Below are 17,370 nucleotides of genomic sequence, written 5' to 3' on the forward strand. Positions count from 1 at the left end.
TCATGCGTACCGCCTACACCGCCGACCAGATCCGGGCCGCCGAACACGAGCTCATGGCGCGGCTGCCCGAGGGCACGCTCATGCAACGGGCGGCCGCGGGGCTCGCCGCCGCCTGCGCCGACCTGCTCGGCAGGGTCTACGGCAAACGCGTCGTGCTCCTCGTGGGCAGCGGCGACAACGGCGGGGACGCCCTCTACGCGGGCGAGCGCCTGGCCAGGCGGGGCGCCTGGGTGGGGGCGGTGCTGGCGGGGTCCAGGGCGCACGAGGCCGGGCTGCGGGCACTGCGCGAGGCCGGGGGGCGGGTGGTCGGCCAGGAGGAGATCGAGCGGGCCGACCTGATCATGGACGGGCTCGTGGGCATCGGGGCGACGGGGGCGTTGCGGGAGCCGTACGTGCCGGTCGTCCAGGCGGCTAACGCGGCCCGCGGCCCGATCGTCGCGGTGGACGTCCCGAGCGGCGTGGAGGCGAGCACCGGCCGGGTGCCGGGGGCGGCCGTACGCGCCCGGATGACCGTGACCATGGGGGCCTACAAGACCGGCCTGCTGGTCGATCCCGGGGCGGCCCACACCGGGACGCTGACGCTGGTGGACATCGGCCTGGGCGTCCACCTGCCGGATCCCGACGTGGCGGCGCTGACCGGCGGCGACGTGGACGACCTGCTGCCGCGGCCGGGTGGCGAGTCGGACAAGTATCGCCGCGGGGTGCTGGGGGTGGCGGCCGGAAGTGACGAGTTCACCGGCGCCGCCGTGCTGGCCGTGGGCGGCGCGTTGCGGGCCGGGGCGGGCCTGGTGCGCTACGCCGGGCCGGCCGCGCCGGTGGCGCAAGTGCGGGCGCGCTGGCCGGAGGCGGTGATCACCGAGCTGGACGAGCCCTCGCTCGACGGGGTCGGCCGGGTGCAGGCGTGGGTGCTCGGGCCGGGGCTCGGCACCGGCGACTGGTCGCACGAGCTGGCGGCCAGGGTGCTCGCCTCGGACGTGCCCGTGCTGATCGACGCCGACGGGCTGACCCTGGTGGCCGGGGACCGGGCGCTGCTGCGGCGGAGCGCGCCGGTGCTGATCACGCCGCACGCAGGGGAGCTGGCCCGGCTGATCAGGGCCGACCGCGACGACATCGAGGCCGCCCGGCTGGAGCATGCCCGCCGGGCGGCGGCCGAGCTGGGTGTTACCGTGCTGCTCAAGGGTTCGACCACGGTGGTGGCCGAGGATGCCAGGCCGGTGCGGGTCAACACCACCGGGACGTCCTGGCTGGCCACCGGGGGCACCGGGGACGTGTTGTCGGGCGTGGCGGGGGCCCTGCTCGCCCAGGGGCTGAGCTGCTACGACGCCGCCTCGTGCGGGGCCTACGTGCACGGGCTCGCCGGCCGGCTCGCCGCCGACGGCGCCCCGCTGGCGGCCGCCGACGTGGCCGCCGCCGTACCCGCGGCCATCCGCACGGTGAGCGGTGAGAGCGGCTGACCTCCGCCCAGGTCCGAACCCGGCCTTGAACCCGCCCGACGGCCGGATCGCCTCGCGGCCGGACAGCCGGGCTTCCAGCGGCCGGACGGCCGGCCCCCGTGGCGCCCCCGAGGGTGGAAAGTAATCGCCGACCTGGGGGCGAGCGGTGAGAATCATGCTCGACCACAGCTCTGAGCTGCCACACTAGAAGGATGTACTCCCCGATGGCGACCCCGGCGCAGGCCCGCATCGACCTGGACGCGATCAGGTTCAACGTGGCCATGCTCAAGGAGCGGGCCCGCGGTGCGGAGCTGATGGGGGCTGTCAAGGCCGACGCCTACGGGCACGGGCTGGTGCCCTCGGCCGAGGCGGTGCTGGAGGGGGGCGCGAGCCGGCTGGGCACCGCGTTCGTCAGGGAGGCGCTCGCGCTGCGGGCCGGCGGCGTGACCGCGCCGATCCTGTCCTGGCTGGTCACCCCCGAAGAGCCGCTCGACGAGGCGCTCCGGGCGGATGTCGAGCTGTCGTCCTCCGGCGTGGGCCTGCTCGGCGAGATCGCCGCCGCGGTTCGGCGCACGGGGATCACCGCGAAGCTGCATCTGGAGGCCGACACCGGGATGAGCCGGGGCGGGTGCCCGCTGGCCGGCTGGCCGGAGTTGCTGAGCGCGGCGCTGAAGCTGCGGGCCGAGGGCGTCGTCGAGATCGTCGGCCTCTGGTCCCACTTCGCCTGCGCCGACATCCCGGGCCATCCGTCGATCGTGCGGCAGATCGAGGAGTTCGAGGCGGCGCTGAAGCTGGCCGAGCAGGTGGGCGCCGCGGGCTCCCACGTGATCAGGCACATGTCCAACTCCGCCGCCATCATGACGCTGCCCGACGCCCGCTACGACCTGGTCAGGCCCGGCATCGCGATGTACGGCCTGAGCCCCATCCCCGAGCTGGGCGACTTCAACCTCAGGCAGGCGATGACGCTGGTGGCCCAGGCGGGCCTGGTCAAGCGGGTGCCCGGGGGCGCGGGGGTCTCCTACGCCCACCTCTACACCACCGCTCGCGAGACCACGCTCGGGCTCGTCCCGCTCGGCTACGCCGACGGCATCCTCCGGCACGCGACCGGCCGGGCCCAGGTGCTGGCGGGCGGGCGGCGCCGGACGATCGCCGGCCGGGTGTGCATGGACCAGTTCATGATCGACATGGGTGACGACCCGCTGTCGGCGGGCGATGAGGTGGTGCTGTTCGGGCCTGGTGACGGGGGCGAACCGACCGCTCAGGAGTGGGCGGATACCCTCGGCACGATCACGCATGAGATCGTGACGAGGATCGGCTCGCGCGTGCCGCGAGTCTACGAGCGGAGGAGTCCCAGGTGCACGAGCCCCACGTGATAAGCCTCACGTGAAAGGGACTCCGAGTGACGAAGAGCACTTCGCGGCGGTAATGAGCGGAGAAGGATCGGGGAGATGACGACGACAACACGGCGCAGGGTAGGAATCGCCGGCGCGCTCGTCGGTGCGGCTTCCGCCGGTGTCGCGGCGGCGGCACTGGCCAAGCGCTACGCGGTAGGCCGGATCCGGCTGCGCCTCGACACCGAGGCGAGCGAGCCGTTCGGTGAGTTGCGGGGCAGGGAGCGCACGCTCGTCACCTCCGATGGCAAGGCGTTGCACCTGGAGATCGACGGCCCCGAGGACGCGCCTGTCACCGTCGTCTTCTGTCATGGCTACTGTCTCAACCTGGAGTCCTGGCACTACCAGCGCAAGGACCTGCGCGAAAACTACCGCGTCGTGCTGTGGGACCAGCGCTCGCACGGGCGCTCGGAGCGCGCGAGCGCCGACGAGAGCACGATCGACCGGCTGGGCGACGACCTGGCCGAGGTGATCGAGAAGTTCGTGCCCGGCCCGTGCGTGCTGATCGGCCACTCCATGGGCGGCATGACGATCATGGCGCTGGCCGACCGCTATCCTGAGCTGTTCGGCGAGCGGATCCGCGCGGTGGCGCTGATCGCGACCTCGGCGGGCAAGCTGGCCGAGCTGACGCTGGGCCTGCCCGCGATGGTGTCCAAGGCCGTGCACAAGGTCGCCCCGGTCACGGTGTCGATGCTCGGCAAGCGCGGCGCGCTGGTCGACAGGACCCGCAGCGTGGGCAGCGACATCGCCTTCCTGATCACCCGCTACATGGGCTTCGGCGACTCCAAGAACGTCAGCCCGACCGTGGTCGACTTCGCCGAGTCGATGATCAGGGCGACGCCGACCGAGGTGTTCGCCGACTTCTACCCGGCGCTGATGAACCACGACAAGCTCTCCGCGCTGCACGTGCTCGACCCCGTGCCCACCGCGATCCTGGTGGGCGAGCGCGACTGGCTGACCCCGCCCGACCACAGCAGGGCGATCGCCTCGGCGCTGCCCAACGCCCAGCTCACCGAGGTGCCCGACACCTCGCACCTGATCCAGCTCGAGCGTCCCGGCGTGGTCAACGACGCGCTGCGCGACCTGGTCAAGCGGGTGGAGGTGTAGTGAGGCTCGCGACCGCCGAGGACACCCGCGCCTTTGGTGCCCGCCTGGCCGCCCGGCTGCGCCCCGGGGACCTGCTCGTCCTGTCCGGCTCGCTCGGCGCCGGCAAGACCACGCTCGTGCAGGGCCTGGCCGAAGGGCTCAAAGTACGCGGCCCGATCACCTCGCCCACCTTCGTGATCGCCCGGGTGCACCCGTCGCTGTGCCAGGGCCCGCCGCTCGTGCACGTGGACGCCTACCGTCTGGGCGGCGACCTGGAGGTGGACGACCTCGACCTGGACGCCTCGCTGGAGGAGTCCGTCACCGTCGTGGAGTGGGGCGAGGGGCTGGTCGAGGGGCTGTCCGAAGACCGGCTGGAGATCCACATCGATCGCGAGGCCGGCGACGAGGCCCGCCTCGTGACGCTGCGCGGCGTGGGCGCGCGGTGGGCCGACACGCCGTCTGAACCGCCAGAAGGTTAAAATCTCAGCCATTTTCCGTTAGAGCTGGCACCCTTGACGCACCAGGCCGACCGGCTGAATCATGATCGTTGGCATGGGATTCGCCCAGAATTTCTGGGTATCAGGAGGGGCGACGTCCACATTTTCGGTGGATGCTTGGTGCAAGACGGCAAAGTGGGGTGCGGCCGGTGCTCAAGGTCAGGCGAGTCGCGTACGCGGGAGCCATCGTCATGGTCGGCTTGACCGGCTGCACGGCCTCGGCGGAGTCGGAGCCGACACCCAGCCCCTCCTCGACCGCCACCTCCACAAACGCACCGACGAGCACGGCCAGTCCTCGGACCAACACCACCAGGCCGACCATCCAGGTCCAGCTCAACCCCGACCGCGTCACCGCGGGTGAGACCTCCACCGTGTGGATCCTGGCCAACTGCCCGGTCCCGACCGGCGGCCCCGCGCACACCGGCACCGCCACCTCCAGGGCGTTCGTCAACGGCGTCACGCTCAACCCGGTTCCCCCGCAGCGGGGGGCCAGCCCGACCCCGACCGGCGTGAGCGGCGGCTCCCCCTGGGTGCGCGGCGAGGCGCGGGTCTCAGGAACGGTCCGGCGCGACTCCTACCGGGTCGACGTCAAGTGCGACGGCACCAACGACATGGGCCGGGCCACGCTCCGGGTCGTCGCGGCCGAGTCCGAGGACGAGCCCACGCGAGTGCCCACCAGGGCGCCCCGGGCAGGCGGCGGTGGCACGTACGCCAAGGACGTCGAGGAGGGCTCCACGGTCCCGATCGGCCCCGCGGCGGCCCTCATCGGGCTGGGGCTGGCCGTCGGCGTCGGCGTGGCCGTCAAGCGTCGCCGGTCGTAGTCCCATGGCCCGCCCAGGACGGGTGGTGCTCGCGGGTGCCGTGACGGGGCTGCTGCTGGTGGCGTTCGGCCGGGGGATGCAGAGCGACAACACCACCCCGGTCGCCGACATCGTGCCCGAGAGCATCGACATCCCCTCGATCGACGTGGACGCCCCGCTGATGAAGCTCGGCCTGGCCAAGAACGGCGAGGTCGAGCTGCCCCCGTACGAGAAGCCGAAGGTCGCCGGCTGGTACTCCGGCAGTGCCGTGCCCGGCGAGAAGGGCGCCTCGGTGATCATCGGTCACGTCGACACCAAGACCGCCCCCGCCGTGTTCTACAAGCTCCGGCAGTTACGCAAGGGCGAGACCGTCAAGGTCGAGCGCAGCGACGGCAAGGTCGTGCGGTTCAAGGTGGACTCGATCGAACAGGTGCACAAGGACAGCTTCCCGAGCGAGCGCGTCTACCTGGAGGACGGACTCAAGCTGGTCACCTGCGGTGGCAAGTTCGACTATGCCCAAGGCGAATACCTGGACAACATCATCGTGTACGCCTCGAAGGCGTGAAAAACCGCTTGTGCCCGGCGAGACGATGGAGACATGAGCGTTGACACCAACCCGCCGGCGTCCGGGGTGCGCGTGCCCTGGCGGGAGGTCCATCCCCTGGTGCGCGAGGCGGTGGCGGAGTTCCTCGGCGGAGCCGTCGTCGAGGCCCGCACCCAGCCGGGTGGGTTCTCCCCGGCCGCGGCCGTCCGGGTGCGCACGGAGGGGGGCAGGCGCGCGTTCGTCAAGGCCGTCGGCCCCGAGCCGAACCCCGACAGCGTGCGCATCTACCGCGACGAGCTCAGGATCGCCGCGGCGCTGCCGGAGTCGGTGCCCGCCCCCCGGCTGCTGACCGGGCTGGAGGTGGCGGGCTGGGTGGCGCTGGTCTTCGAGGACGTCGAGGGCGCCCACCCGGCGATGCCATGGCGGCGTGACCAGCTCGACCTGGTGCTGGCCGCCATCGAGCGGATGTCGGCGACGCTCACCCCCTCGCCGATCGACGTGCCGGCCATCGGCGACGCCCTCGACCTGTCCTTCCGCGGCTGGCGCGAGCTGCTGAAGGAGCGCCCCGACGGGCTGGACCCGTGGGCGGCGCGGCACCTCGGCGCGCTGGCCGAGCTGGAGTCCGGCTGGGCCGAGGGGGCGGCGGGCGACACCCTCGTCCACGGCGACCTGCGGGCCGACAACATCCTGCTGGCCGGCGACCGGGTCTATCTCGTGGACTGGCCGTGGGCCTGCGTCGGGGCGCCCTGGGTCGATCTGGTGGGCATGCTGCCGTCGGTCGGGATGCAGGGCGGGCCGCGCCCGCAGGAGGTGTTCACCGACCCCGATCCGGCGGTGACCGCGTTTCTCGCCGGGCTCGCCGGGTTCTTCATCTGGGGCGGGCGGCAGCCGGATCCGCCGGGCCTGCCCACGGTGCGGGCCTTCCAGCGGGCCCAGGGCGCGGTGGCGCTGGAGTGGCTGAAACACCGTACCGGCTGGGCGTGACCTTCTCGGCGGGTAGGCTAAACAGTCGTGCTGGTCCTGGCCTTTGATACCGCGACGCCCGCCGTCACCGCTGCTCTTCACGACGGCGGGCGCGTGCTCGCCGAGTCGACGACGATCGACGCCCGGCGACACGGCGAGCTGCTCGTGCCCACCATCGAGACCGTGCTGAGAGAGTCGGGCGCGGCGCTGCGCGACGTGACCGCCATCGTGGCGGGCAGCGGCCCCGGTCCCTACACCGGGCTGCGGGTCGGGCTGATGACCGCGCAGGGCCTTTCCACCACGCTGGGCGTGCCCGCCTACGGCGTGTGCACGCTCGACGCGGTCGCCTACGGCAGCGGGCTCGGAGAGCCGTTCCTGGTGGCGACCGACGCGCGGCGCAAAGAGGTGTTCTGGGCGCGATACGCCGACATGCGCACCCGGCTCGCCGGGCCGTTCGTGGACCGGCCGGCCGAGGTGCCGGTGCAGGGGATGCCGGTCGTGGGAGCCGGAGCCGCCCTCTATCCGGAAATCCTCGGACATCAGGGTGACGCTCCGCTCTACCCGTTCGCGGGCTCCCTGGCCGCCCTGGCGGCCGAGCGCCTGGCCGAGGGCACGCCGCTCGACCCGCCGCGCCCGATCTACCTGCGCAGGCCCGACGCCGTGGTGCCGGGCGCGCCCAAGCGGGTGACGGCGTGAAGCTCCGGCCGATGACCATGGGAGACCTGCCGGCCGTCATGGCGATCGAGCGGGCCACGTTCCCGCTCGACGCCTGGAGCGAGGGCATGATGCGCGGCGAGCTGGCCGAGATGCCCCGCACCCGGCATTACGTGGTGGTCCTGGTGAATGAGGAGATCGTCGCGTACGCCGGGCTCGCCGCCGCCGCCGACCAGGCCGACGTGCAGACCATCGCGGTCCTGGACAAGCACCAGGGCACCGGCATCGGTGGCGCGATGCTGACCGAGTTGCTGGCCGAGGCGCGCCGCAGGGGAGCGCTTGAGATCTTCCTGGAAGTGCGTGCCGACAACCCGCGGGCGCAGGCCGTCTACCGCCATTTCGGGTTCGAGGACATCGGCACCCGCCGCCGCTACTACGACGACGGCACCGACGCGATCATGATGAGAAGGAAGCTCGATGACTGACGAACCCCTGGTCCTGGGGATCGAGACGTCCTGCGACGAGACCGGCATCGGCATCGTCAGGGGCCACACCCTGCTGGCCAACACGATCGCCTCCAGCATGGACGAGCACGCCCGGTACGGCGGCGTGGTGCCCGAGGTGGCCTCACGCGCCCATCTGGAGGCCATGACGCCGACCGTGGAGGCCGCGCTGGCCGCGGCCGGGCTGAAGCTCTCCGACATCGACGCCATCGCCGTCACCGCGGGGCCGGGGCTGGCCGGGGCGCTGCTGGTGGGTGTGGCCGCCGCCAAGTCCTACGCGCTCGGCCTCGGGCTGCCTCTTTACGGCGTCAACCACCTGGCCGCCCACGTCGCCGTCGACCAGTTGGAGCACGGGCCGCTGCCCAAGCCGTGCATCGCCCTGCTGGTGTCCGGCGGCCACTCGTCGCTGTTGCTGGTGCCCGACGTGGCCGCGGACGTGATCTCGCTCGGGTCCACCGTGGACGACGCGGCCGGCGAGGCGTTCGACAAGGTGGCGCGGGTGCTCGGCCTGCCGTTCCCGGGCGGGCCGCACATCGACCGGGCCGCCCGCGACGGCTCCGGCACGGCCGTCACGTTCCCCCGGGGCAAGATCGACGACGGCACGCTCGACTTCTCCTTCTCCGGGCTCAAGACGGCCGTGGCCCGCTGGGTCGAGGCCCGGGAGGGCGCCGGCGAGTCGATCCACGTGCCCGACGTGGCCGCCTCCTTCCAGGAGGCAGTGGTCGACGTGCTGACCCGCAAGGCGCTGCAGGCGTGCAAGCGCTACGACGTGCACGACCTGCTGATCGGCGGCGGCGTGGCGGCCAACTCCCGGCTGCGGGCGCTGGCTCAGGAGCGGTGCGACGCGGCCGGCGTACGGCTGCGGGTGCCCCGGCCCGGGCTGTGCACCGACAACGGCGCGATGGTCGCCGCCCTGGGCGCCGATCTGGTGTCGGCCGGCATCACTCCCTCCAGCCTGGAGATCCCCGCCGACTCCTCGTTGCCGATCACCACGATCCACGTCTGACCCCGGCCCCGCCTGCTGGGGCAGGGGTCAGGTGGCCCACGTCGTGAGCCCGCGGGCCTGGGACGCCCTCTGGCGCCCGCTCAGTCCTTGGCCCTGATCGGGCGTAGCAGCGCCTCCGCCAGGGCCAGCATGGTCTCCTCCAGGGCGCTGAGGCGCCTGGTCAGGTCGTCGGTGGCGGGCTGGACGATGCCGGTGACCGTCTCGGTGAGCTGGTCGCGGTCGGGCCGGGTGTGTACGAGCTCGGCGAGGGTGTCCGCGGCGGCGGTCAGGCGGTCGGCCTGCTCGCCGGCCTGTGAGCGGATCAGCTCGCCGACCCGCTCGGGGATGGCCAGGATGGTGGGGAGCTGCCCCACCCGCTGATTGACGGCCTCGATGCGGTCGTCCACCGACTCCAGGTGCTCGCCGGCCTGCTGGGCGCGGGCGGCCAGGCCGTTGAGGTGGGTGTCGAGGCCGTTGAAGCGGCTGTCGAAGGTGCCGAACTGGCCCTCCACCGCGTCGAGGCGGCCGATCAGGTGCTCCTCGGTCTCGACCAGTCGCTCGTCGATGGCGTCGATCTGATTGTCGAGCTTGTTGAAGCGGCCCTCGCTGCGGGTGGCGCTCTCGCCGACGCGCTGCTCGGTGCCGGCCATGCGCTCGTCCAGCGAGGTGAAGCGGGCGTCGATGCGTACGTCGAGGGCGTCGAAGCGGTCGTCGTGCCGGCCCAGGTGGCCGTCCACGGTGCTCAGCCGCTTGGTGAACCCGCTGAGCTGGCTGTCCATGGACGTGAGCCGCTTGTCCACGCCGCCCACCCGGCCGTCGATGCCGTCGAGCCTGGTGTCGATGTCGGCCAGGCACTCGTCGGCGGACTCCAGGCGGCTGTCGAAGCCGGTGAGCCTGGTGTCGAGGCCCGTGAGCCGGCCCTCGGCCCGGTCGAGCCGGGCGTCCACGCTGCTGAGCCGGGCAGCGAGGCGCTGCTCGCTCTCGCCGACCTGGACGGCGAGGTGGCGGTCGGTCTCGTCGAGGCGGGCCGCGAGGCGCTGCTCGGTCTCGGTCAGGCGGGTGGTGAGCTGCTCGTCGGCCTCCCTGAGCCGGGTGACGAGCCGCTCGTCCGCCTCGACCAGGCTCGTGGCCAGCCGCTGGTCGGTCTCGTCGAGCCTGGTCGAGAGGCGCTGGTCGGTGTCGTCGAGGCGGGCGGACAGGCGCTGGCCGGTCTGGTCCAGGCGGGCGGTGAGCCGCTCCTCGCCGGCCTGCACCCTGGCGGTCAGTTGCTCGGTGGTGCCCGCGAGCCGGTCGCCGATGCCCTCCGACAGGTCGCTGACCACGATCTCGACCCGGTCGGTGCGCCCGGCTAGCTCGGACATGGACTTGTCGAGCCTGGTGAACCGGCTGGCGGCCGCCTCCATGCTGGAATTGAGGCTGGCCAACTGGGCGGCGAAGTCGGACATTCCCTTAGTGATGCCATCAGTGGTGTCGAGCACTGACTGTAGCCGTTTGAGTGCCTCGTCCACGTTGTCGCCCACGGTGCCGAGGTCGGCCGAGAGACTCGGCAACTCGGCGACCGGAGCCATGTGCGCGTCCACCTGGCTCACCCGGTCGCCTACGGCGTCCACATGGTCGCGCACGGCCTCAACGTGCTGGGCCAGCCCCTCGGCCCACATCGGCGGCTTGGCGGTGATGTCGTCCAGCCTGCCGCTGACCGCCTCCAGGGTGCCGCTGAGCCCGCCCAGTTCGCGTTCGCGCACCTCGCGCAGCAGCCACTCCATGCCTTCGAGCCGCTGGCGGATCTCGTCGAGCACGGCCCCCTGGGTGCGCTGCTCGTAAACGTGGTCCTGGGCGGCGCGGTTGAGCAAGTCTCGCATTCTCTCGGAGACGGCTTGATGCGCGCCTGCCTGAAGAAGGGTGGTGTGGTTGGAATTGTCCACCAAAAGCTCCTTCGCTCGCCGACGGTCTGCCGCGCAGCTTTGGGTAGGTCCGGTTTGCAGTTGAAAGAGCGAGAAAGCGGATAACCGCATTAGGGGGAGAACTCCCGCCCGCCCACCTTAGCCTTTCGATCAAGGTCCGGCAGGGGTGAAGTGAAAGATCGTGTTAACGGAGTAATGGCTGATTTGACGGTGTTCAAGCAGGTGGAGGAGCGTTACAGATAAGGACCGATGGTTTGTCCACTATCCGGGTCAGGATGATTACCGCGGAATTGTCGCCGTTCAGCCGGAGGTCCGTTCTGAGGCGTTCGATATCGACGGCCGAACCGCGCTTCTTGATGGTGACGTTGCCGACCTGTCGCCTGCGGAGCTCGGCGCGCAGCTTTTTCAGGGAGAACGGCATGGCGTCCGCTATTTCGTATCTCGCCGCCCACGGGGTGTCCACGGCGGTGTCACCGGTGATGTAGGCGATCATCGGATCCGGCAGGCGGCCGCCGACCAGTTCGGCCACCTCGCCGACGAGGTGCGCGCGGACGGCGGCGCCGTCGGGCTCGTAGAGGTAGCGCCCGACCGGGCCGGCCGGGGCCTCGGCGCCGGTGGCCGTGAGGGTGTGCCCGCCGGGCAGCAGAGTGGCTCGGCGGACGCCCGCCGGGCCCTTCCACAGGGTGGCCTCCTTGACCTCGCCCTTGAAGGACACCCACTCGGCCTCGGCGTCCCCGGGGATGAACTCGTACGGGATGCCGGGGGCGACCTTGAGGCAGGCCAGGCGGGCCCGGGCGAACAGGTCGAGCACGACGGGCCAGGGCGGGGAGTAGGCCATGGGGTCGAACGTCCGGCCCCTGCTCGTCCGCCGGGCCGGGTCGGCGAACAGGACGTCGTGCTCCTCCGGGCGGACGCTCGCCGCATCCGCCACGGACACGCCGGCGGGCAGGCCGAACGCCTCGGCGTTGGCCCTGGCCACGGCCGCGGTCAGCGGGTCGGTGTCCACGGCGGTCACGGTGCAGCCGGCGCGGGCCAGCGCCAGCAGGTCACCGCCGATGCCGCAGCAGGCGTCCACCACCCTGGGCCCGGGCCGGTCGGGCTCACGGGAGGTGTGCTCGTGCCAGGTGGCGATGCGGCGGGCGCGGTGGGCGGCGACCTCTGCCCGGGTGGCCTGCTCCAGGCCGTGGGGCGTGAAGTACATCCGGCCGGCGTCCGCGCCGAACTTGGCCCTGGCGCGGTCCCTGAGCCGCGCCTGGGTGAGGGCGGCGGAGGTGAGCGCGGCGTCATATGTCCTGCGGAGCCTCGTGGCGGCGGCGACCGGGTCGGCGGCGGTGAGCTCCCCGGCCTCGGCGAGCGCCCGTTGCCCGCGCGGGGTCAGCAGGTCGGCGAAGGCTTCGAGGTTCACGGATATTGACGTTATCGTCCTGGTAGAGCGCTCGAACCGGCGCGTCGTAAGGGAACGGGAGGCCGCCGGGAGCGGGGATCTCCGGTCTGATCGCTCACAGCAGACGCGTTCGTGTTGACTGTCAAGCCCCTCTTGCATATGTTTCCTGTTGGCACTCTCCCCTTGAGAGTGCCAACGTGCGACGAGGCAGGTCTGACACCCGCGACGGCAGGCCCAGCTGGTCGCCTCTTCTAGATCATTCAAATCTGAAGGGGAGGTCCGATCGTGACGACCGCCACCAAGGTTCCCGTTAAGCCGCTCGGCGACCGCATTGTGGTTCAGCCGCTTGAGGCCGAGCAGACCACCGCTTCCGGCCTGGTCATCCCGGACACCGCCAAGGAGAAGCCGCAGGAGGGCAAGGTCCTCGCGGTGGGCCCGGGCAACTGGGACGAGGACGGCGACAAGCGGATTCCGCTCGACGTCTCGGAGGGCGACATCGTCCTCTACAGCAAGTACGGCGGCACCGAGGTCAAGTACGGCGGCGAGGAGTACCTCGTGCTCTCCGCCCGCGACGTTCTCGCGATCATCGAGAAGTAAGTCGGATGTGTCGAGCCCCGGGCGCTCATGTGGGCGGCCGGGGCTTTCGACGCGAGGAGAGGACTTTCAGCTATGGCGAAGATCCTGGAGTTCAACGAGGACGCCCGCCGCGCGCTCGAGCGTGGCGTGAACGCCCTCGCGGACGCCGTGAAGGTTACCCTCGGCCCGCGTGGCCGCAACGTCGTCATCGACAAGAAGTTCGGTGCGCCGACGATCACGAACGATGGTGTGACCATCGCTCGTGAGATCGAGCTGGAGGAGCGCTACGAAAACCTCGGCGCCCAGCTCGCCAAGGAAGTTGCCACCAAGACCAACGACATCGCGGGCGACGGCACCACCACCGCGACCGTCCTGGCCCAGGCCATGGTCCGCGAGGGCCTGCGCAACGTGGCGGCCGGCGCCTCGCCGCTGTCGCTGAAGCGCGGCATCGACAAGGTCGCCAAGGAGATCAGCGACAAGCTGCTCGCCTCCGCCCGCACGGTCGAGGACAAGAAGGAGATCGCGAACGTCGCGACGATCTCCGCGCAGGACGCGCAGATCGGCGACCTGATCGCCGAGGCGTTCGACAAGGTGGGCAAGGACGGTGTGCTCACCGTCGAAGAGTCCAACGCCATGGGCATGGAGCTCGAGTTCACCGAGGGCATGCAGTTCGACAAGGGTTACCTGTCGGCCTACATGGTGACCGACCCCGAGCGGATGGAGTCGGTGCTCGAGGACGCCTACATCCTGCTCACCCAGGGCAAGATCGCCTCCATCGCGGACTTCCTGCCGCTGCTGGAGAAGATCGCCCAGACCAAGAAGCCCCTGGTCGTGGTGGCCGAGGACGTCGAGGGCGAGGCCCTGGCCGTGCTGGTCACCAACAAGATCCGCGGCACGTTCACCTCCGTGGCCGTCAAGGCCCCGGGCTTCGGCGACCGCCGCAAGGCGATGCTGCAGGACATGGCCATCCTCACCGGCGGCCAGGTCGTCAGCGAGGAGGTCGGCCTCAAGCTGGAGCACGTCGGTCTCGAAGTGCTCGGCACGGCCCGCCGCATCGTGGTCACCAAGGACAACACGACCATCGTCGACGGCGCCGGCGACGCGCAGGCCATCGAGGACCGGGTCAAGGAGATCAAGATTGCCATCGAGCAGTCCGACTCCGACTGGGACCGCGAGAAGCTGCAGGAGCGCCTGGCCAAGCTGGCCGGCGGTGTGTGCGTGCTGCGTGTCGGCGCCGCCACCGAGGTGGAGCTGAAGGAGAAGAAGCACCGCCTGGAGGACGCGATCTCCGCGACGCGCGCCGCCATCGAGGAGGGCATCGTCTCCGGCGGTGGCACCGCGCTGATCCACGTCTCCAAGGAGCTCGACGACCTCGGCCTGACGGGCGACGAGGCCACCGGTGTCGCCATCGTGCGCCGCGCGCTGGTCGAGCCGGCCCGCTGGATCGCCGAGAACGCCGGTCTCGAGGGCTACGTGGTCACGCACAAGATCGCCGAGCTCGAGGCGGGTCACGGCCTCAACGCCGCGACCGGTGAATACGGCAACCTGATCGACCAGGGTGTCATCGACCCGGTGAAGGTCACGCGGTCGGCCGTGCAGAACGCGGCTTCGATCGCCGGCATGCTGCTCACCACCGAGGCGCTCGTGGTGGACAAGCCCGAGGAGGAGGCCCCGGCCGCCGGCCAGGGTCACGGTCACGGCCACGGCCACTGACCTTTCCTGCTCATCACGGCCTGCATCCTTGAGGGATGCGGGCCGTGTGGTTTTTGCGGGGGTGTGCCGGGGGGCTTGCGGAGCCGGGGTGGCAGGCGGCTCGTGAGGTGGCGGACCGGCGACGGCGGAGGGAGCAGGGGTGCGGTATCGGCGGGCGGTGGAGCGGTTGCGGATGCTCGCCGAGGCGTGCGAGCAGACCAGGCGCGTGCCGGTGGACGAGCCGTTCCTGCGGGAGGCTTACGTCTTCGGCGCGCTGCTGGACGGGGCCGATCCGATCGAGGAGATCGAGGTCGTCTTCGTGCTGAACCTGCCGCCGGAGGAGGTGACCTGGGGATCCCACCCGCCGGGCACCGCCTGGCTGGTGGACTTCCTGCGGCTGGACCGGGGCGGGGTCGCCTTCTGGTGGCGCTCCCACCAGGATCCGGTCGGAAACCCGTTCATCCGGGGGCCGGTCCGGTTCTGGTCGCTGGACGGGGTTGAGAAGGCCGTGCTCGACGCCCTGGGGGAGCGCCGGTTGGACCTGGCGCGCCGGGTGGCGCCCGCGGCCGGGCAGGAGCGGGCCGAGGCCGCCGGCGAGCTCAGGACGGCTCTGGAGCATCTGCGGGCCGTGCACGGGTCCTACTGGGACCGGCGGTGGCGGCGGGAGCATCGCGGGCTGGGCCGATATCCGGAGCACCATCTGTGGGAGGCCGTCCAGGGGTATCTGGATCTGCTCGACGTACAGGACGATCAGGCGGGATGACCGGGGGCGCCCGGCTGTCAACCATCGGGCGCCGGGTCGCGACCTCCGGTCGTACCGGCGGGTGGGCGCCGGTGCCTAGCGTGCCGAGCATGTGTTCACGACAGAACGGGATCATGGCGAGCCTGGGCGCCGTGGCGCTCCTGCTCCTACCGGCCTGCGGGACGGCCGTCCCACAGGCCGGACGCCCGGCGGGGGCCGGCGCCGCCGGACCGGTGGTGGCGCTCGACAGCGGCAGGATCTGCGGCGCCGACGACGACGACGTGCTGCGGTTCCGCGGCATCCGCTACGCGAAACCGCCCGTCGGCGCCCTCCGCTGGCGGCCGCCCCAGCCCGTGGCCGCTTGGCCGGGCGTCGTGCCCGCGACCACCTCCGGCCCGGCCTGCCCGCAGGCGAGTCCGAATCCCAAGGAGAGCAGCGATGCCGAGGACTGCCTCACGCTGGACGTGACCGTGCCGCGGAAGGCGGCTCGCGGGCCCAGGCTGGTGATGGTGTGGCTGCACGGCGGCGGCTTCAACGCCGGCCGCGGCGCGGACTACGACCCGCGCCGCCTGGCTGCCGAGGGCGGCGTGGTGGTGGTCACGGTGGAGTTCCGGCTCGGTGTGCTCGGCTATCTGGCGCGGTCAAGAGTTACGTCTCCCGCCTGCTCGACAAGCTGGGCCTGGCCAACCGGACCCAGGCCGGCCTGCTCGCCCACCGGTCCGGCCTCCTCGACGACGGCTAGCGGACGCCGTCAGGCCAGTGGACGTGTATCGCCATGGCGGCTTCTGGGGGGAAATGGGGGGGAAAGGTGGATTATTGGAGTAAACCGGGAGTGAGCGATAAGCGTCTGGGGGCTGGCAATTGTCGTGCATTCCGGGTTATGGGATGAAACATTATGTCAGCAGTTAAGGCTTAGTGTGGTCATTTGATTACTGGTGGTTATCGTCGCTTCAATGTGACCAATCCGTAGCCGTTCGCCATGACGACAGGCCGGATCAGTGCGGGCATCATGCCTATCGTGAGCGAGGGAAGCGTCGCCGACGCCAAAATTGGGGTAAGGCTCGCGTCGAGACTTCCGGCACGGACGGATGACTCCGACCTTAGAGAACTGACGAGCCTCGCCGTGCAGGGAGATCGCAGTGCGATCGAATCCCTGCTCGGTGAGTTGCGTCCGATGGTGGTGCGGTATTGCCGCGCCAGGCTGGGCAGGGTTTCTGGGCAATATCACATTGCCGATGACGTAGCTCAGGAGGTGTGCATCGCGGTCTTGTCCGCGCTGCCGCGATACCGGGACATGGGGCGGCCGTTCGCCTCCTTCGTGTTCGGGATCGCCTCGCACAAAGTGGCCGACGCGTTGCGGAGTTCGGTGCGGTCCGCCGTGCCGACCCAGGATCTGCCCGACGGCCCGGATGACGGGCCCGGGCCCGAGGAGACGGTGGTCCGCTACATCGAGGTCGAGCACGCGCGCAGACTGCTGGCCCGGCTTCCGGAAAACCAGCGGGAGTTGCTGTTGTTGCGGGTGGTGTCGGGGCTGTCCGCTGAGGAGACCGGTAATGTACTCGGTATGTCACCAGGTGCGGTCCGCGTCGCCCAGCATCGGGCGCTGGCCAGGTTGCGGCAGATGGCGGAGCTGGAGTCAGCTTGACGCCAGAGGACGAGACCGACGCGCTGCTTGATGCGCTCGGTCGTGGGGAGATGCCTGACTCAGCCGATCCAGCGGTGCGGGTGCTGGCCGTGCTGCTCGATGATGTCGGTCAGCGGCGTTCCTCCGTGTCGATGACGCCATCGACATAGCCTCTGGCGTACTCCCAGCTGACATAGTCGGCCGGGTCAGGGTGAAAGGCCGGTTCGTGGACCTGGGGCTGGCCTTTCTCGATCATTTGTCGTAGGTTGCCGCGCAGCAGCTCCCAGTCGAAGAAGTGCTGCTCGCCGCATTCAGGGCAGTCGAGCACGAGGCCGAGCACGCCCTGCGGTTCGAGCAGGGAGCGAAAGACCTCGACGTCGGCGAGGTCGGTGATGGCCTCGTCACGCTCGGCCGCGGTGAGTGGCTCGGCGTCGTCGAGCGCGCCCATCGCCGAGGAAGGGTCGTTCGGGTCGTCCGCGAACGGGTCGCGGGGGACGTCTTCCAGCACCTTCCCACCATATGACCGATGCGGCCCGAGCGGTGGGTAATACCTCAGCCCATGAGGGCCACTGCCCGCTTCCGGCCATCCCGGCAG

The 17,370-nt window shown here is 71.0% G+C and carries 18 protein-coding genes; 15 read left to right on the plus strand and 3 right to left on the minus strand.

The features are described 5' to 3' along the window. Nucleotides 1-2: 2 nt before the first annotated feature. The 10 genes from ABGB18_RS39410 (at nt 3) to tsaD (ending at nt 8,877) form a co-directional block, all read left to right on the plus strand. On the plus strand, nt 3-1,454 hold the full coding sequence (locus ABGB18_RS39410; RefSeq protein WP_347700773.1) for an NAD(P)H-hydrate dehydratase: 1,452 nt from the start codon (nt 3-5) through the stop codon (nt 1,452-1,454). A gap of 203 nt (nt 1,455-1,657) precedes the next feature. Then, nucleotides 1,658-2,806, plus strand: coding sequence for an alanine racemase (gene alr / locus ABGB18_RS39415; protein ID WP_347700839.1), 1,149 nt, complete (start codon nt 1,658-1,660; stop codon nt 2,804-2,806). A gap of 75 nt (nt 2,807-2,881) precedes the next feature. Continuing rightward, nucleotides 2,882-3,931, plus strand: a complete 1,050-nt coding sequence (locus ABGB18_RS39420; protein WP_347700774.1) for an alpha/beta hydrolase — start codon at nt 2,882-2,884, stop codon at nt 3,929-3,931. Continuing rightward, a complete protein-coding gene (tsaE, locus tag ABGB18_RS39425) occupies nt 3,931-4,389 on the plus strand; it encodes a tRNA (adenosine(37)-N6)-threonylcarbamoyltransferase complex ATPase subunit type 1 TsaE (RefSeq protein WP_347700775.1) in 459 nt (152 codons plus the stop codon). Before ABGB18_RS39420 ends, tsaE begins: the two co-directional genes overlap by 1 nt. A gap of 167 nt (nt 4,390-4,556) precedes the next feature. Next, nucleotides 4,557-5,228, plus strand: a complete 672-nt coding sequence (locus ABGB18_RS39430; RefSeq protein ID WP_347700776.1) for a hypothetical protein — start codon at nt 4,557-4,559, stop codon at nt 5,226-5,228. Between the two features lie 4 nt (nt 5,229-5,232). Next, nucleotides 5,233-5,772, plus strand: coding sequence for a class F sortase (locus tag ABGB18_RS39435; RefSeq protein ID WP_347700777.1), 540 nt, complete (start codon nt 5,233-5,235; stop codon nt 5,770-5,772). Between the two features lie 33 nt (nt 5,773-5,805). Next, nucleotides 5,806-6,735: an aminoglycoside phosphotransferase family protein gene (locus ABGB18_RS39440; protein ID WP_347700778.1), complete on the plus strand. Its 930-nt coding sequence runs from the start codon at nt 5,806-5,808 to the stop codon at nt 6,733-6,735. A gap of 27 nt (nt 6,736-6,762) precedes the next feature. Further along, the gene (gene tsaB, locus ABGB18_RS39445) at nt 6,763-7,410 is read left to right on the plus strand and encodes a tRNA (adenosine(37)-N6)-threonylcarbamoyltransferase complex dimerization subunit type 1 TsaB (RefSeq protein ID WP_347700779.1); all 648 of its coding nucleotides are present in this window, start codon (nt 6,763-6,765) and stop codon (nt 7,408-7,410) included. Between the two features lie 11 nt (nt 7,411-7,421). Then, nucleotides 7,422-7,853 (plus strand): ribosomal protein S18-alanine N-acetyltransferase, encoded by a 432-nt coding sequence (rimI, locus tag ABGB18_RS39450; RefSeq protein WP_347700780.1) that lies wholly within the window; start codon nt 7,422-7,424, stop codon nt 7,851-7,853. Further along, nucleotides 7,846-8,877: a tRNA (adenosine(37)-N6)-threonylcarbamoyltransferase complex transferase subunit TsaD gene (gene tsaD, locus ABGB18_RS39455; RefSeq protein WP_347700781.1), complete on the plus strand. Its 1,032-nt coding sequence runs from the start codon at nt 7,846-7,848 to the stop codon at nt 8,875-8,877. Before rimI ends, tsaD begins: the two co-directional genes overlap by 8 nt. Nucleotides 8,878-8,957: 80 nt before the next feature. On the opposite strand, the gene ABGB18_RS39460 is transcribed toward tsaD, so the two are convergent. Next, complete coding sequence (locus ABGB18_RS39460; protein ID WP_347700782.1) at nt 8,958-10,706, minus strand: hypothetical protein; 1,749 nt, start codon at nt 10,704-10,706, stop codon at nt 8,958-8,960. A gap of 265 nt (nt 10,707-10,971) precedes the next feature. Continuing rightward, nucleotides 10,972-12,162 (minus strand): methyltransferase domain-containing protein, encoded by a 1,191-nt coding sequence (locus ABGB18_RS39465; RefSeq protein ID WP_347700783.1) that lies wholly within the window; start codon nt 12,160-12,162, stop codon nt 10,972-10,974. 261 nt (nt 12,163-12,423) lie between these two features. Here ABGB18_RS39465 and groES point away from each other — a divergent pair, with 261 nt between their 5' ends. The 5 genes from groES (at nt 12,424) to ABGB18_RS39490 (ending at nt 16,796) form a co-directional block, all read left to right on the plus strand. Then, nucleotides 12,424-12,738 (plus strand): co-chaperone GroES, encoded by a 315-nt coding sequence (gene groES, locus ABGB18_RS39470; protein ID WP_197093639.1) that lies wholly within the window; start codon nt 12,424-12,426, stop codon nt 12,736-12,738. Nucleotides 12,739-12,810: 72 nt separating this feature from the next. Next, nucleotides 12,811-14,430, plus strand: a complete 1,620-nt coding sequence (gene groL / locus ABGB18_RS39475) for a chaperonin GroEL (RefSeq protein WP_347700784.1) — start codon at nt 12,811-12,813, stop codon at nt 14,428-14,430. 139 nt (nt 14,431-14,569) lie between these two features. After that, on the plus strand, nt 14,570-15,172 hold the full coding sequence (locus ABGB18_RS39480) for a hypothetical protein (RefSeq protein WP_347700785.1): 603 nt from the start codon (nt 14,570-14,572) through the stop codon (nt 15,170-15,172). An 89-nt stretch (nt 15,173-15,261) separates the two neighbouring features. Further along, a complete protein-coding gene (locus tag ABGB18_RS39485) occupies nt 15,262-15,987 on the plus strand; it encodes a carboxylesterase family protein (RefSeq protein WP_347700786.1) in 726 nt (241 codons plus the stop codon). A 173-nt stretch (nt 15,988-16,160) separates the two neighbouring features. Further along, nucleotides 16,161-16,796, plus strand: coding sequence for a sigma-70 family RNA polymerase sigma factor (locus tag ABGB18_RS39490; protein ID WP_132334441.1), 636 nt, complete (start codon nt 16,161-16,163; stop codon nt 16,794-16,796). A 109-nt stretch (nt 16,797-16,905) separates the two neighbouring features. On the opposite strand, the gene ABGB18_RS39495 is transcribed toward ABGB18_RS39490, so the two are convergent. Then, complete coding sequence (locus ABGB18_RS39495) at nt 16,906-17,283, minus strand: DUF5319 domain-containing protein (protein ID WP_090930411.1); 378 nt, start codon at nt 17,281-17,283, stop codon at nt 16,906-16,908. Between the last annotated feature and the right edge of the window lie 87 nt (nt 17,284-17,370).

The sequence above is a fragment of the Nonomuraea sp. B12E4 genome (assembly GCF_039871825.1).
GTDB lineage: Bacteria > Actinomycetota > Actinomycetes > Streptosporangiales > Streptosporangiaceae > Nonomuraea.